General features: G+C 47.4%; 15 protein-coding genes and 2 tRNA genes (1 of these 17 running past the window's edge). 6 read left to right on the top strand and 11 right to left on the bottom strand.

The annotated features are described in order from the left end of the window. The first annotated feature begins 2 nt into the window (after nt 1-2). The gene (locus tag EHQ17_RS06065) at nt 3-785 is read left to right on the top strand and encodes an outer membrane lipoprotein-sorting protein (RefSeq protein WP_135590403.1); all 783 of its coding nucleotides are present in this window, start codon (nt 3-5) and stop codon (nt 783-785) included. 10 nt (nt 786-795) lie between these two features. Beyond that, nucleotides 796-1,521: a 16S rRNA (uracil(1498)-N(3))-methyltransferase gene (locus EHQ17_RS06060; RefSeq protein ID WP_135590404.1), complete on the top strand. Its 726-nt coding sequence runs from the start codon at nt 796-798 to the stop codon at nt 1,519-1,521. Here the strand turns inward: EHQ17_RS06060 and EHQ17_RS06055 are convergent. Next, the gene (locus tag EHQ17_RS06055) at nt 1,484-1,768 is read right to left on the bottom strand and encodes a hypothetical protein (RefSeq protein ID WP_135590460.1); all 285 of its coding nucleotides are present in this window, start codon (nt 1,766-1,768) and stop codon (nt 1,484-1,486) included. The genes EHQ17_RS06060 and EHQ17_RS06055 overlap by 38 nt on opposite strands. A gap of 152 nt (nt 1,769-1,920) precedes the next feature. Here EHQ17_RS06055 and EHQ17_RS06050 point away from each other — a divergent pair, with 152 nt between their 5' ends. From EHQ17_RS06050 to EHQ17_RS06040, 3 genes are all read left to right on the top strand, one after another. Continuing rightward, on the top strand, nt 1,921-2,577 hold the full coding sequence (locus EHQ17_RS06050; protein WP_135590405.1) for a thiamine phosphate synthase: 657 nt from the start codon (nt 1,921-1,923) through the stop codon (nt 2,575-2,577). Nucleotides 2,578-2,621: 44 nt separating this feature from the next. Beyond that, nucleotides 2,622-3,446, top strand: coding sequence for a WecB/TagA/CpsF family glycosyltransferase (locus EHQ17_RS06045; protein ID WP_135590406.1), 825 nt, complete (start codon nt 2,622-2,624; stop codon nt 3,444-3,446). A 149-nt stretch (nt 3,447-3,595) separates the two neighbouring features. After that, nucleotides 3,596-4,288: a DUF1640 domain-containing protein gene (locus EHQ17_RS06040; protein WP_135736156.1), complete on the top strand. Its 693-nt coding sequence runs from the start codon at nt 3,596-3,598 to the stop codon at nt 4,286-4,288. Between the two features lie 10 nt (nt 4,289-4,298). Here EHQ17_RS06040 and lysS read toward each other — a convergent pair whose 3' ends face one another. The 6 genes from lysS to EHQ17_RS06010 form a co-directional block, all read right to left on the bottom strand. Beyond that, complete coding sequence (gene lysS, locus EHQ17_RS06035; RefSeq protein ID WP_135590408.1) at nt 4,299-5,795, bottom strand: lysine--tRNA ligase; 1,497 nt, start codon at nt 5,793-5,795, stop codon at nt 4,299-4,301. A gap of 7 nt (nt 5,796-5,802) precedes the next feature. Next, nucleotides 5,803-6,453, bottom strand: coding sequence for a hypothetical protein (locus EHQ17_RS06030; RefSeq protein ID WP_135590409.1), 651 nt, complete (start codon nt 6,451-6,453; stop codon nt 5,803-5,805). Nucleotides 6,454-6,615: 162 nt separating this feature from the next. Further along, on the bottom strand, nt 6,616-8,844 hold the full coding sequence (locus tag EHQ17_RS06025; RefSeq protein WP_135590410.1) for a glycosyltransferase family 2 protein: 2,229 nt from the start codon (nt 8,842-8,844) through the stop codon (nt 6,616-6,618). Nucleotides 8,845-8,951: 107 nt separating this feature from the next. After that, nucleotides 8,952-9,779: a polysaccharide deacetylase family protein gene (locus tag EHQ17_RS06020; protein WP_425460682.1), complete on the bottom strand. Its 828-nt coding sequence runs from the start codon at nt 9,777-9,779 to the stop codon at nt 8,952-8,954. Nucleotides 9,780-10,213: 434 nt separating this feature from the next. Beyond that, nucleotides 10,214-10,296, bottom strand: a tRNA-Leu gene (locus EHQ17_RS06015). A 53-nt stretch (nt 10,297-10,349) separates the two neighbouring features. Further along, a complete protein-coding gene (locus EHQ17_RS06010; protein WP_135590411.1) occupies nt 10,350-11,024 on the bottom strand; it encodes a CDP-alcohol phosphatidyltransferase family protein in 675 nt (224 codons plus the stop codon). Between the two features lie 146 nt (nt 11,025-11,170). Between EHQ17_RS06010 and EHQ17_RS06005 the strand changes: the two genes are divergently transcribed. Continuing rightward, a tRNA-Asp gene (locus tag EHQ17_RS06005) sits at nt 11,171-11,244 on the top strand. Between the two features lie 57 nt (nt 11,245-11,301). On the opposite strand, the gene fliG is transcribed toward EHQ17_RS06005, so the two are convergent. The 4 genes in view from fliG to pdhA are tightly spaced (at most 21 nt apart) and all read right to left on the bottom strand, a layout consistent with a single transcriptional unit that may run on beyond the window. Further along, complete coding sequence (gene fliG / locus EHQ17_RS06000; protein WP_135590412.1) at nt 11,302-12,321, bottom strand: flagellar motor switch protein FliG; 1,020 nt, start codon at nt 12,319-12,321, stop codon at nt 11,302-11,304. Nucleotides 12,322-12,334: 13 nt separating this feature from the next. Beyond that, nucleotides 12,335-13,771 carry a dihydrolipoamide acetyltransferase family protein gene (locus EHQ17_RS05995; RefSeq protein ID WP_135590413.1) on the bottom strand — a complete coding sequence of 479 codons (1,437 nt, stop codon included), beginning with the start codon at nt 13,769-13,771 and terminating at the stop codon, nt 12,335-12,337. A 21-nt stretch (nt 13,772-13,792) separates the two neighbouring features. Then, entirely contained in the window at nt 13,793-14,767 is a 975-nt protein-coding gene (locus tag EHQ17_RS05990; RefSeq protein WP_135590414.1) for a pyruvate dehydrogenase complex E1 component subunit beta, read from the bottom strand. Further along, on the bottom strand, nt 14,767-15,510 hold the 3' portion of the coding sequence (gene pdhA, locus EHQ17_RS05985) for a pyruvate dehydrogenase (acetyl-transferring) E1 component subunit alpha (RefSeq protein WP_135590415.1). It continues 240 nt past the right edge of the window; only the last 744 of its 984 coding nucleotides appear in the window; the start codon falls outside the window, past its right edge — the gene reads right to left on this strand; its stop codon occupies nt 14,767-14,769. The genes EHQ17_RS05990 and pdhA overlap by 1 nt, the downstream gene beginning before the upstream one ends.

The following is a 15,510-nucleotide window of genomic DNA, read 5'->3' as shown; positions in this document are numbered from 1 at the left end:
GTTTGATTCGGATCCTTGCGTTCTTTTTCTGTTTTTTCGCGGCCGTCTTGCCCAGCGGAGAAACCGGTTCGCAAGGGTCCGGAGCGAGGGTGGCGCAGGAACTGGTCGCACGTTTGGACCAGGCCCTCGTAAAATCCAACCAAGGTTTGATCAAAGGAAATCTCATTCTCATACGGAGAACCGGAGAAACCTGGAGTTGGGACGTGAGCATTTTCCGCAAAGAGGAGGATACTCTTTATCTTTTCGAAAGTAGCGGAAGAGGTTTGGAATATAAGATTTTGGTAAAGGACGAAGGCGAACAAATTTACGCCTTCAACGTTCTTTCCAAAAAAATATTCCGCAAGGTGGACGAGGAAAAATACGAATCGCATCTCGCGACCGGATTCAGCTTTATCGATTTATCCGGAGTTTCGTATCAGGCCAACTACAATCCGATCGTACAAAACGATCTCAAAACGGCGGACCGCAGTTACAAACGTGTCTCCCTAAAACCGATCATTCCGTATTTTTATTCCAAACTGATTCTTCTTTTGGATCTGGAAACTTTAAAACCATCCCGTCTGGATTTTCACGATCGGGACGGTGTTCTGTTCAAAACCATGAACATCAAATACGGTCCGGTAAAAGTCAAACAGAACCAGAAAGTGGCCAAGGAAGAACACGCGAGCCGTCTTGAAATGTTGGATCTAAATACGGGATCCATTAGTGTTTTAGAATATACTGAAATAGATAAGGAAGTAAAACCCGACCCTTCCCTTTTCGAACTCGCCAATTTGAACCGGTAGGAAGGGCGTTTTGGGCGAAACGATTTTTTTCAGAAGGGGATGGAAACCGGAAGAGGAGCTTCGTTTAAACAAGGAAGAGGTCGCGCACCTGAGGGCGCTTCGTATATTCTCCGAAACAAAAAATCTTAGAATTTTGGACGGAAACGGAGCGGATTGTTTTTACGAAGTTAAGGCGGGATCCGATCGGGGAATTCTACGAAAAACCGAAATTCACCCAAAAGAACGTTTCGTTGCGGGAATTGCGACCGCGATTCCCAAGGGCAATCGACTGGAATGGTTACTGCAAAAAGGGACCGAACTCGGGTTGACCCATTTTTACTTTTTGAATTTCGAACAATCCGATCGAAGGGATTTCAATTTGGAACGTTCTCTTAAAATCACCGAAGAAGCCGCCGCCCAATCCAAACGGATTTTTCTTCCTTCGGTACGCGGACCTCTTTCTTTGCGGGAATTTTTGGAAGATCCCGGAACGAGAAACGAGGACCGTGTTTCCTTGTATCGTTTGGATCCGCGGGGAGAATCGAACCTGAAACCGGAATTTTTTAGAAACACGATTTGGCTGATCGGTCCGGAAGGAGGATTTCGGAAAGCGGAATTGGAATTGTTGGATGAAAAAGACGTTCCCGGGGTTCAGGCAGGAAATTCGATTTTAAAGATAGAGACCGCCGGTTTGTTTGCGGCCTCTTTATTTCGGTTTTTTACTTATTCAAAGAACTGTACGTCAGAAACAAACTGACGAGATTGCAGTTGGTCGCACAAGCGCTGGTGCAACTGTTGAGCGCCTGCAAATTCGCGCTTGTGACGGTCGCTCCGTAACGATCTGAGCAACTCGCGTTGCAGGATTCGATTGTTCCGCCCGGACCGCAGGAAAGCATATAATTCAAAATGGCCTTGTCCGTGGTTTCGTCTTTTCTGGAATTACATCCTAAAAAGAGGGCAGACAAAAGAAAAATACAAAGAAGAATGAACGCGAATTTCCTCATATGTGTATGTTCCCGATCCGTGAATTTCGCGTAAATCAAAAAAGATTCGACCTTGAATGATTCCTGATTCAAACTTTCTCAAAGAAAACCGGGAGAAAAAAGGACAATGACTGCGCTGCGGAATCGAATCATACTGTTGGGAAACGACGAGGATGTTTGAGTTGCAAACGTCCGATTGGAGAAGCCCGGGAATTTATCCGATTTTGGATTGGGACTTCTGCGAAAAAAAGAATCTGGACTTTTATTCCGTTCCCGAACTTTGGCTTCCTTGTTCCGATGTGGTTCCCTTTTTTCAAATTCGAGCGAAGACATTGACTGAATCCGAAATAGCGCGTTCTCTCGAAACGTTACGAACACGTTATCCGAAAGCGCGTTGGATTTTGAACGATCATTGGAGTTTGGCGATTCGTTCCGATTGTTTCGGTGCACACGTCGGTAAGGAGGATTTCGAACGTTTGACGGAAACGGAAAAAAACGAATTGGCTCGCAGCGGTTTGTTTTTGGGAACGTCCGCGCATACGTTGGAGGAGGTTTTGTCCTTGGATCCTACCTTGTGGAAATACGTCGGATTGGGTCCGGTTTTCGAAACCGAAAATAAGGAAGACGCAAAGTCCGCGATCGGAACGGAAATTCTGAAGACGGTCGCCCGCGCGGCCCCGATACGGGTGACCTTGATCGGAGGAATTCAAGTTTCCAAACTGGATTCGATTTTGGACCAAGGGCCGTTCCTCCTTTCCGGCATTTCTATGGCTTGTTTGGAATCCGAATTTAGGAGCGCGGTTCGTAAAATCCGGACTCGAAACAGTTAAGTTTCAATTGACTCTGAGCTTATGTCGTATAGGATGTCTTTAGGATGAAAAAGCCCGGGGAAATCATACATTTATCCGCCAAAGACGATCGGGATTACCTTCTCGATTATCAAGTGATACAAACGGAAACATTAGGAAAAACGGATATTCTCGGGGTTCCGTTCGACAACGTATCCCAGGACGAAGCGGTCGCAAAGATCTATCGTCTGCTGGAGGAAAAAGAACGCTTTCATCACGTCTTATTCTTGGATCCGATCAAGATCCTCTCCGTACGAAAGGGCAAGAAGTTGCATCGGATCACGGAAAAATCCACGATGATTTTAGCGGAAGGTGCGGGTCTGCAGTGGGCCGCCCATCGTATGGGAAAGGATCTGAAAGAAAGAATTTCACCCATTGCCTTGATGATGGATTTGGTTCGTCTTTGCGAATTGCGGAATTATTCCATCTTTATGTTGGGGGGTAAGGAAGACGTGATCGAAAAAGTGTATTTCACGTTGTCCCGGCATTTTCCAGGAGTGAGGATCGTGGGTCGGCACGCGGGTTATATGAATCCGCAGCGCGAATTGATGGTCAAGGAATCGATCCGCAAAACCAGTCCCAACATCATCTTTTTAGCGATGGATTTTCCGGATCAGGAAATCTGGATCGAAAACAACACCGCCTTCTTCGGACATTCCGTCATTATCGGAGTGGGGGGGTCCTTGGATATTCTTTCCGGCAAGGTGAGAAAGGCGCCTAATTTTTTCAAACTCAGAGGTTTGATCTGGCTTTGGAGAATTTTGAGTAAACCGTGGAGAATCTTCCGTTTCTTCCGTATGTTTCAGTTTTTCACTCTCGTATTTTTTAAGTCACTCTTTCAGAAAAAATAGAAAGTCTCTTCGAAACAGTCTGAAAATCATATTCGTTAGTTTGCATGTGATTTCGTTTGTAGGTAAAAATATGTAGAATCTATTTTTATTTTTCACCCTCGTCTTTTTTCTTCTTGATTTTTCTTTTTTGAAACCCGGTATTTCCTTCTATGTCCGACTTTCCTTTTTGGGCTTTATTTCTTTCCACACTCGCTGGGTTCGGTTCTTTATTCGGATTCCTTAGACTTCTTTGGAAAGATTTATTTTCGGAGCTAAAACAACTGAAAAGCGAGTTCCGCGGTTTGGAATCTAACTTCGGAGAATTTCGAGTCGAAATGAGATCGGAAATGAAAGCCGATCGGCAGGAACTTCGCGAGGAAATGAAATCCGATCGACAGGAGCTTCGTGCGGAGATGAAATCCGAACTAGAGGGCCTGCGCTTGGCAATGAAAATAGACAAGCAGGAACTTCGCGAGGAAATGAAAGCCGATCATCAGGAACTTCGCGAGGAAATGAAAGCCGATCATCAGGAACTTCGTGCGGAGATGAAAGCCGATCATCAGGAACTTCGTGCGGAGATGAAAGCCGATCGACAGGAACTTCGTGCGGAGATGAAAGCAGATCATCAGGGGCTTCGTGCGGAAATAAAGTCCGACCTAGATGGTTTTCGCGCGGAAGTGAAAGAGGAATTTCGCAATTTCGATAACCGATTCCAAGCGTCGATTCACCGTTTGGAACGTCGTCTGGACGTCACCGACGGATCGATCACCGATCTTCGAAATCGCGTGGATATCTTGGTGGATTCGCTGGCCCTCCGTTTTTTGGAAGACCTAACACGGACCAAACGAAGATTTCAAAGTTAGAGGTTTCGTTTTATTCCGGTCTCATCAAAGGAAACAGGATCGTATCTCGAATGGAATGTGAATTGGTCAAGAGCATCGCCAATCGATCGATTCCTATCCCTAAACCTCCCGTAGGCGGCATTCCGTATTCCAAAGCTCGAATATAATCCTCGTCCATCATAAACGCTTCGTCGTCTCCGGCCTCTCTTTGTTTTACCTGTTCTTCGAAACGTTCCCTTTGATCGAATGGATCGTTTAACTCCGTAAAGGCGTTCCCTATTTCGCGTCCGGCGACGTACGGTTCGAAACGTTCTACGTAGTCCGGTTTATCGGGATTGGATTTGGCCAAAGGAGAAAGTTCTTTGGGATAATCCGTGATAAAAACCGGTTGAATCAGATTGGGTTCCGCTTTCTCCGAAAATACCTCGTCGGCGACTTTCCAAATCGTCTGACATTTGGAAACGTCCACTTTCAATTCGGCCGCTTTTTTTTTGGCTTCTTCCAAAGACGTAATTCGACTGAAATCGATTCCACTGTATTCTCGGATGATGTCCACGTAAGTGACCCTTCTCCAAGGAGGAGATAGATCGATCAAATCCTTTCCGTATTGAATCTTCAACGATCCGCAAATCTTAGAAGCGAGGTAGGTGATAAGACGTTCCGTTAGATCGAGCATGGAAGACATATCACCGAAGGCCATATACGCTTCCAACATCGTAAATTCCGGATTGTGTTTCGTTGAAATTCCTTCGTTTCTAAAATTACGATTGAGTTCGAAAACACGATCCATCCCTCCCACGATCAGACGTTTGAGATACAACTCGGGTGCGATCCTCAAATACAATTGCATATCGAGCGTGTTGTGATGTGTGACGAACGGACGCGCCGCTGCTCCTCCCGCAATCGGTTGCATCATCGGAGTTTCCACCTCTAAAAAACCTTCGCCCGTTAGAAAACTCCGTATTTCGGATACGATTTTGCTCCTGGTGATGAAGGTTTCCCTTACGGAATCGTTTACGACGAGGTCCACATAACGCATTCTATATCTTTGTTCCACGTCCGAGAAAGCGTCGTATACCACGCCGTCCTTTTCCTTTACCACGGGAAGCGGACGAATACACTTCGCCAACAACTGAACTGCGGTGACGTGCAACGTGATTTCCCCTTTTTGAGTCGTAAAAAGATAACCTTCCAGACCGACGATATCTCCGAGATCCAGAGACTTAAATACGGAATATTCCGTTTCTCCGAGATCGTCTCGGGTCGCGTAGAGTTGTATGATTCCGCTGGAATCCTTTAGATGCGCAAAACTCGCCTTTCCCATCACACGTTTGGAATGAAGTCTACCGCCTAACTTGAATTTGACGTCGGACCCGGTCGGAGAAACCCCGTATTTGTCGATCAATTCCTTTGCCTTTGAATCCGGAAAAAAACGCACAGGATACGGATTGATCCCCTGTTTTTTGAGTTCTTCTATCTTTTGAATTCTTTGTTGAACTAACTCGTTGGTTTCTTTTGCGTCTGACATTCCGATTTTATTTTCCTGGGAGTATTTGATAAAGAGTTCTGGCCAAATTCGAGAAGACGAGTTCGAATCCTTCTTCCGTTAAAAACCAATTGGAAGCGTTCGTTTTATCGGATAACGCGACGACCTGAATTTTCAAGCCGGCCGGTCCGAGCACGGATTCGTATGTCGTCTGATTGAGTGCGGATTCGAATCGTTTGGAAAGCACTAAGATCGTTTTTAATTGTCGATCCAGGCAGATTTTCAAAAGCGATTTGGAGAAGTTTTTTGCGCCTACGGGATACGGATCGAGTTTATAGATGAGGATTTTTGATTCGTCCACTCCCAACGCTACAAGAGAGTTTTGCATCTCCGTCGTAAGATCCGTTCCGATGCCCAATGCGGAATTCGAGGTTGCGGGAGAATATAAGATGATTAGAATTCCTGCATATCCTTTTTTAAATCCGTCCGCCGCGTTTTTAAGAACTTCCCGCGGAATCGTTTCTTTCGCCTCCAAAACGAGGGCGTCGCTTTTCGGGAAGGGTTTGTCCTGGATCAAATACAGTGGGGAAAGAAAAAACGCTCCGAACAACAAGAATAGGCAGAGAAAAAATCCGGAAAAAAACAACCTGGCTTTGTACAAAACCTCCTGTACGGATACCGGTCCTTGATTCGCAGACATATAGAACGAGAGTTTTCCGCGGGAATCAAATTACAAGAGGAATTTGACCGGTTTTAGAGAGCGTCCTTTTGGCGTAATCGGTTTGTTTCGAGACGAACGGGATCATCCGTTCGAAAGGAAACGACGAATCTTACGAACGAGTACTGTTCCGATTCGGCCCGTTTACTCCTCAGTCTCGGTTTCCTGGGAATATACGATCGCACTTTCCAGTTCTAATTGTACTCCGGGTTCAACCAGGTGGGCGACCGTTTCCACGATTTCCACCTGCGGTTCTTCGAGGGAAAGGAGGAGATCCTCCCAGCAAGACTTGATTCCGATGAACTTTACGATCGCATATCCCAAAAGAAGGGCGTTGGATAGGTTGTACAAAGAATAGATCCAGTTGCGATGCAGATAATTGATGATACATCCGAATACTAGTTGCGCGAAAAGTGCGAATTCGGAAATCACATACAAACCGGGTAGGGCCGTTCTGCCGATCACCTTCGGAGTCCTGCTAAAGGGAATTTGTTTTCCCGTGATCGCTTGATTGACGGACATAAAAACCCCGGCGAGATTGACCGGAATCAGCAAAAGATTTAAGGAATATATCTGAACGACGTCGATCCATCGATATCCGAGACGGACTAAGTCCATTCCATAAAGAACGAAATACGGAATCGAAGACAAGGCGATCCAATACGTTTCGATCCCTTCTCCCAATGGACTTCCCATAAGTATCACCAAACCCACGTTCACCGCCGCAATCGATCCCAGATAATGCACTCGAAAAAAACCTTCCACGAATTTCGCCCAACGCCAAGGAAACGAGAATACGTGACGGATCAGTTTCGGAAGAATGATCAATCCTCCGTTGGCCCATCGTCTTCTTTGAATCAACAAAGAACCGAAATCGGGAGGGGTCGCGCTGTAGGCCAGACGTTCCGGATAGTTGAAGAGATTCCAATGTACGTCCAAGAGATCGATGCTCGATTCCGTATCCTCGATGACCGTATTGTCTTGGATGTATTTGCGGATTTTAAATCCGCGCTCCTCGTGGAAGGTGCAAATATCCAAAAGCGCTCGATGACGAAGCATGGCATTGGCCCCGACCCAAAACGTGGCTCCGAAATGTGTGAAACCTTGGTGAATTTGATATTGTATGTCCGTCGTGGCTCCCGCCATCCGTTCCAAGCCATTGGGTGCGCCTGGAACCGAACTGTACGGAGTTTGTACCACCGCGATTCGTTCGAATCCCGGTCGGGAAAATACTTGCACGAGTTTGATCGCGTAATCCGGGAGTAGGGTGCTGTCTGCATCCAAGGTGATCAAAAATTCCGCAGCAGGAACTTCCCAAGTAAAGTCTTCGCGGAACGTTTCTTCCAGATGGATTCCCTGTGCGTCCTCTCGTTCGCGAAATCGTTTTCCCAAAAGATCGATATAACTATTCAGATTCATCGCCTTATTCGGCAGATGGGAGAGGTTTACATAGCTCTTTCGTTCGAAACTCGAAAAACGCACCGAGAACAAACTGACAAGTCGGTTGTATTCCCGTTCGATTTTTGCTTCCAGAGCGGGATTTTCCCGGTTTGGCGAATCGTTATTTGAACCAAGTAGAGTATTCCATTCTTCGATTTTGGAACGATGAAGATCGGACCAGGTTTCGAACACCCGGTCCCGCATAAAGATCCGGGTATGATCCGGAAGTTCCTTGCGTAAGGAGGGATCGTCGTATTCGCCGAGTTTCGTCTCGAACCACGAAAGAGCGGTTTCGTATAAGGTCACGATTCGACCGATTTCCGAAATCGATTCGGTGATTCCGCTCCGTTTCCGGTTCTCGTATTCCGTTTTGGCCGACAAAAAAGGAGACGCCGCTTTGTCGAATTCGCTCTGCAGAATCTGCGGTAAATTTCTCATGTTCCGCAGCGCTTCGAAGTCCGCATAACGTTTCGGTTGCGGAGGATCGTCGATCAAAAGTACGATCCGCCGATTCGGATAATCCTGGAGCGCGGCGGATAGAAGCGTTTCCCGGACGATATCCAATTCTTCTTTATAGGAAGGAACCAAAATGGCCAGAGGAGCGGCATCTCCCTGGTAAACGGCTTCTTCCAAGCGGTCGCGGTTTGCGGGGGAATGCGACAAGAGACGTTTGAAATATCCGATTCTCGTAAATTGATAAACGAAGTTGCCATACGTGAGTAATGCGATGATGAGAAAGAACGATATTTGTCCGATGGCTGCGAACGGTCGATCGTCCTCGATCTGTTCCAACAACACTTGGAACATTTCATAACCTGCGAAGACGCAGGCTACCGCGGTTAGGATCAAAAAGATTCGTGTAAGCCAGAGTTGGCGGGAATAGGAAGTTTTCGTTTCCGAAAACTTCGGGTTCGTTGCGGAAGCAGTAGACATCGAATTTGTGCCGATTTTCTACCTATAACGAAGAACGGGGGTCAACTTGATACCACAATACTCGAAACTTTCCCGAAATTTTTTAAAAGCGGTAAGTTTAGAAAATGCTAATGGGAATACGGGGAATTTCCCTGCGTGGACTTTTGTTTTTTCTGGCAAACGATGTAGCGAGGATTTTCCAATTGTTCTACGAACGAGTCGATATCGCATTGTCCGTCTATGAAGATCCGTTTGATTTTGTACGGATCTCCACCCGGAACGTTGCTTCCGTCTTCCGTAGTTACGATCGCTTTATAACCCGCTCGTTTTGCGAGTCGTAGGAGGGTTTCATTGTACCATCCGCAGGGCCAGGCGAGGTAATCCACCGGTATTCCCAGGTTGTGTTCCAGGATTTTTTTGGATTCTTTCAATTCGAAAAGCGCGTCTTGGGGACCTTTTCCGGGATTGCGTCCGTCCACCCAAGTCACCAAATTATTTTTCGGATCCCAAGGATGACTGTAAGTATGTGATCCGATTTCGAAACGTGGATTGCGAGCGAGTTCTCGTATATCGGACCATTCCAGATATTCTCCGTTGCCGATTCCCTTCGGTCCGGAGATGATCCAGAAGGAAGCCGGAAAGGAATAACGATTCAAGACCGGGACCGCATTGAGGACGTTTTTCCATCCGTCGTCGAAGTTGAGTACGACGGAACGCTGAGGAAGTCGTTTTTGGCCGCGCATGTATTGAAGGAGATCCTTCATCGTTACCGGTTGATATCCGTGGGTATGAAGGTAGTGCATCTGCTCTTGGAATTTCTCCAAAGAAATCACCGTTTCGCCGGGTGCACGTTCATCCATTACGATTTCATGATAGATCAAAACGGGGATACCGTTTGCGTCCGGAGCTTCCGAGATCGGCTTTACCGTTTCTGCGGAATTTTCGAAAGATAGGATCCAACCGAATGAAAAAAGACAAAACAGGAAAATGAAGAAGGAGAGGAGCCTGGTTTTCGGGTCGGTCATAGGGGTTAATTTCATAAAATCGAAGGGAGCCGTACGGAAGGAAGACTTTTTCGGAGCTGTTTTGTTTGTAATCGGTGTCTTGTCGTAATTCCGGCGATCCGTCCGTGAAACGCGCGCCCCACCCTGATTGGGTGGTGGAGGAGAGGTGGCGGGAAAAAATCGGATGTTTTTTTCCTATCACAAAATCACGCTCATTGCCAGCGAAATATTTCCCTCTTCCGTCGTAATTCCTACGAGAAACGTCAATCCCGGTTTCCGGTCAACGTTCTTTACGCTTCTGGACGGAGTCGCTTAGAACGATCTTTCAGCTCTCGCTTCGAGTCGGTTTTGTTTTGGCGGGGAAAGATTTAAAAAAGGAAGGATTTTGCTCGAGAGGGGACTCGAACCCCTACACCTAAACGGCACAAGCACCTCAAGCTTGCGTGTCTACCAATTCCACCACCCGAGCGGGTTGCATAAGACAGGATGTGAAACCCGGTTTGCACGTCAAGGAAGTTACGTTTATACAAGTTCGTATTTCTTTTTCGTCTTTTTATCCTCAGGATCGATTTGGATTGTTTCCGGATGAAATACGATATTCCAATAACGTTTGGAATAGGCGAAGATTCCGATACAAAGAATAAAAACCAGAACGTAACCCGATAATTCCGGTTTTTTCAAGAGGCTTTCTCCGACGATATTGCGTTCTATTAGAGGAATACACATATACCAAAGGACGACGATTGCAACCAAGCCGACTCCGAACTTTCCCCACCAATTCGGTTTCCCTTGAATTCCCCGTTTCAAATACAAAAAGCTCCCGAGCCAAATCCCTAAAATCTCGCGGATGATGTAGGCGATTAAGATCCAAATCGGAAATCGAAAATAATGAACGATAACGGAAAGACCGCCGACCGTAACGATCTTGTCGCAAACAGGATCCAAATAACGACCGAGTACCGATTCTTGATCCAATAATCTGGCGAGGAAGCCGTCCAGGTAATCGGTCAAAACCGCTCCCAAACAGGTTAAAATTGCGTACAAAAGAAATTCGGTTCGTTCCGGATTTTCCATGTATGTTTTCGTAAACGTGATAAAGAAGGGCAAAAGAAAAACCCTGCTTACGGAAAGGAAATTGGAAACGGTAAAGATACGGTCTTCCAAAAGTTCCTTCGGTTTTTTTTCCTGTACGATCATTCGTGTGCGGGTTCCAATATTTTTAGAAAGATGATTCCGTATTCCAAGAAATGAAAGAAACGATTTCCGGAACAGAATTTTTCGGACTAATTTGTTTGAAAGGGATTGACCGTACGAGTTCCTTTGAAAAAGTATCTATCAAACAAGGAGCTGTAGCTCAGCTGGTTAGAGTGCCTGCCTGTCACGCAGGATGTCGCGGGTTCGAGTCCCGTCAGCTCCGGTTGTTTCCCTTTCTAAATCAATAACATTCAAGTTCGGAAAATTTGACTATAAGCGGTTAAATGTATTCCTCTCCGTCTTTTTTGACGAAAATCGTACCTTCTTCCTCCAACTCGCGAATGAGTTTGAGTATTCCATTTCTTGCGTCGCTGATTTCGCGTAACGTTAGTTTTCCGCGGATGTCCATCGAATCCATAATTTCCGCGGCTCGGTTGCGGGACATCGCGTTTAAAAAATGACTTCTCAATTCCTCTCCCGCTCCCCGAAGGGCGACGCCCAAACATTCGTCGTCGTTCAATCGGTTGATCAAAATCCTCATCTCTTTTTGATCCAATCCGAGAACGTCCTCGAACGTATATAACTTTTCCTTTACCTGTTTTGCCAGCTCCGGAGAATTCGCCTCGAGTTCTTTCAGAATATTTTCCTCTTGGGATTTATCCATATGCCCCAGGATGTTCGCAAGAGCTTCCGCGCCTCCCGCTTCGCTGTATTCGGAGCGGTCTCGTTGTTCGTATTTTTTCTTGAGAACTCTCGCGATTTCCTTGATCGCGTCGGGATGTGTCTTGGTCGTGTTCGCCAAACGATAAGCGACGTTGGCTTGTAATTCGCCGGGAAAAAATTTCAGAATGTCCGCCGCTTTTTTCGGAGTCATAAACGCGAGAGTTACCGCGATCGTCTGCGGGGATTCGTGTTGTAAAAGACCGGCCAAAACACCGGGTTCCGCTTCGCTCAAAAAAGAAAAATCGTCTTCTATGTCTTTGCGGGAAAGTTTGCCTAAGATATTCTCCGCTTTTTCTCTTCCCAGGGAATGTTGCAGAATTTCCCGAGCCGCGTCCATTCCACCTTTGATTTCACCGTCTTCGGGTCGAAGCGAATTCTTGAACTCGAGAAGTACGTCCTCTTTTTCTTTTTTGGAAACGCTCCGAATCTGAGCCATTTCCAAAATGATCTCCTCGATCATGGAATCGTCTAACTTCGATAAGACTTTCGCTGCGTCTTCTTTGTTTAAAGAGAGAAGGAGGAGTGCCGATTTTCTAATTTTTTCTTTTCGAGTGGCGGACGCTGAATCTTTTTCCACAAAAATAAAATCCTTAGCCTGTAAGTAGGCGAAGGGGATGTTCTATAAAATCACGGAAGATCGAAAGAAATCTCGCACCCGTCGCTCCGTCGATCACCCTGTGATCGCAGGAAAGAGTGACGTTCAGAATTTTTCCGGGAACGACGTTTCCACTTTTAAGAACCGGTTTTTCGACGAGCGCTCCCACCGCAAGGATGGCGGCTTCCGGTTCATTGATAACCGCGGTGAAGGAAGAAATTCCATACATTCCGAGGTTGGAAACGGTAAAGGTTCCGTCCGTGTATTCCCCCGGTTTGAGTTTTCTGTCTCTTGCCCGGGAAGCAAGTTCTTTTATTTCAGAGCTGATCTCGAGTACGGTTTTCCGATCTGCGTTGCGGATATACGGAGTAATCAAACCTCCTTCGATCGAAACCGCGACGCCCACGTCGATTCTTCCATGCTGGAGAATATGATCCTCTCTCCAGGAGGAATTGACTTCCGGAACTTGCGATAAACTGAATGCACAAGCCTTGAGAATCAGATCGTTGACGCTGACTTTTTCGTGACCCTCGAGCCCCAGATCCTTGTTGAAGGAAGTTCGAAGATCGCTGATCGGACCTGCGTCCAATTCCATCGTAAGATAAAAGTGAGGGATCGTCGAAGTTGAATGCGCGAGTCTGGAGGCGATCGTTTTGCGCATTCCTGTGATTTCGAGTTTTCGGTCTTGTCGCGCTCCCAAAGAACCTTGTTTGCCTCCGCCGGATTCCTGATACGAAAGAATGTCGCGTTTGATGATTCTTCCGCCGGGTCCGGAGCCGATCACTTCTCCCAAATCCACTCCCATTTGAATCGCGAGATTTTTCGCCAACGGAGAAGCCTTGATCGGACGCCCGTCGCGTGCGGTTCGAACGGGAGAATACTCCGATTCTTCCGCGCCGAACGAAGAGGGCGTTTTGAATCCGGAAGATCGTTCTTCGTTTGCTGTTATACCTTTGTTTTCCGCGCCTTGCGAAAGAGAAACGTTCGTTTTCGTTTCGGGAATTTTTCCTGCGCCTACGCTCGATGTTGCGGATGAGGAGGAGGTTCCGCTTTGCGTTTGTGCGGAAGAAGTCGGAGTTGTCGCGGACGACGAGCCCGGTGCAGAGGTCGGGGTTTGGCTGGGCGCAGCCGAACCTTCCTTTTTTACAGGAATGGATTTTTTTGCGGTTTCGACTAACGCGGAAACGTCCTCTCCCGATTTTCCGATGATGGCGACCGGTGCCCCGACCGGAAGTAGACTTCCTTCTGGTGCGAGGACTTCCAAAAGGATTCCTGTTTCAAAGGCTTCCATTTCCATCACGGCTTTGTCCGTTTCCACTTCCGCGATGATTTCTCCGGGAGAAACCGCGTCTCCCTTTTGTTTGAGCCAACGGACGATTTTCCCTTCCGACATCGTCGGGCTGAGCTGAGTCATCTCTGCAATTTTAGCCATTTTGAATGTTCCTCGCGTGCGTTATTCCAACATCTCCCGAACCTTCGCGATGATTTTCTCTTCGCTCGGAAGGGACGCCTTTTCCAAATTGGCGGCGTAGGGCATCGGAACGTCTTCTTGCGTGACGCGTTCCACGGGGGCGTCCAGGTGATCGAACGCGTTTTTTTGGATCAGATACGCGATCTGAGAACCGAAACCGGCCACTTCCCAACCTTCTTCTACGATCAAAGCTCGGTTGGTTTTACGAATCGACGCGTAGATTGCTTCCTCGTCCAAGGGACGGATCGAACGCAGATCCAAAACTTCCGCGGAGATTCCTTCTCGTGAGAGCCGTTCGGCGGCGGGTAAAACGTATTGCAACGCTCTCGACCAGCTAACAATCGTTATATCCGAACCTTCCCGTTTGAGATCCGCTTTTCCGAACGGAATCGAGTATTCCTGATCGGGAACTTCTCCTTTGGTTCCGTATAAAACCTCGCTTTCGATAAAGATCGTCGGGTTGTTGTCTCGGATCGCCGTTTTGAGAAGACCACACGCGTCCGCGGGCGTATACGGAGCGATCACTTTCAAACCGGGGATATGCGCGTACCAACTTTCGAACGACTGAGAATGTTGAGCCGCCAATCTTCCACCGGCGCCCCCGGCTCCTCGAAACACGATCGGAATCGGGAATTGTCCGGCGCTCATATAATTCATCTTAGCCGCGGAGTTGATGATCTGATCGATCGCTACGAGAGAAAAATTCCAGGTCATAAATTCTATGATGGGACGAAGGCCGACCATGGCAGCACCGATTCCCACGCCTGCAAAACCGTTTTCGGAAATCGGAGTATCGATCACTCTTCTTTCTCCGTATTTGGCGAGCATTCCTTGAGAAACCTTATAGGCCCCGTCGTAGTGACCGACTTCCTCTCCCATGAGGAAGATATTCGGGTCCTTATCCATTTCCTCGCACATCGCTCTGTTGAGAGCTTCCCGGTATGTGAGAATCGCCATCAGACATCCTCCGCATAGACGTTTTTGTACAACCAACCTAACGGCGGTTCGTCGCTTGCATCGGCAAACGCGATCGCTTCTTCCACCTGAGTCAATAAATTCGTATCTAGTTTTTCTAATTCTTCTTCCGTCCATTCCGCGTGAAGAAGATCGTTTTTGGCGCGCAACAACGGATCGCTTTCTTTGTAACGATCCAATTCTTCCTTGGTTCTGTATTTTGCCGGATCGGACATGGAATGGCCTCGGAAGCGATACGTGGAAATTTCCATAAGAGTAGGGCCTTCACCCCTCCGCGCCCGCTCCACCGCGACGTGTACATGATCGCGTACTTTGCGAACCTCGTCTCCTTCGATATGGTCCCTCGCTATGTCGTAGGCTGCCGCTCGGACCGATACGTCCTTTACGGACAATGCGCGGTATTCGGGGGTTCCCATCGCGTAGTGATTGTTCTCGCAGATCATCACGAGAGGTAGTTTCCAAATCGCGGCGAGATTCATTCCTTCGTGAAAGGAGCCGATATTGGCCGCACCTTCTCCGAAGAAACAGATCGTGACCGCGTCGGTTTTTTTGTATTTGGCCGCGTAGGCGATTCCTGCCGCGAGAGAAATATGACCTCCTACGATTCCGTGGCCTCCCATAAAATGTTTGTCCTTGTCGAAGAAGTGCATGGAGCCACCGTATCCTTTGGAGATTCCGGTTTTTTTCCCGAAGAGTTCCGCCATGAGAGCCTTGGGATCCAATCC

This window comes from Leptospira gomenensis (assembly GCF_004770155.1).
Taxonomy (GTDB): domain Bacteria; phylum Spirochaetota; class Leptospiria; order Leptospirales; family Leptospiraceae; genus Leptospira; species Leptospira gomenensis.
Note: the sequence above shows the minus strand (reverse complement) of the source record. Positions and strands in the feature narration are given on the sequence as shown.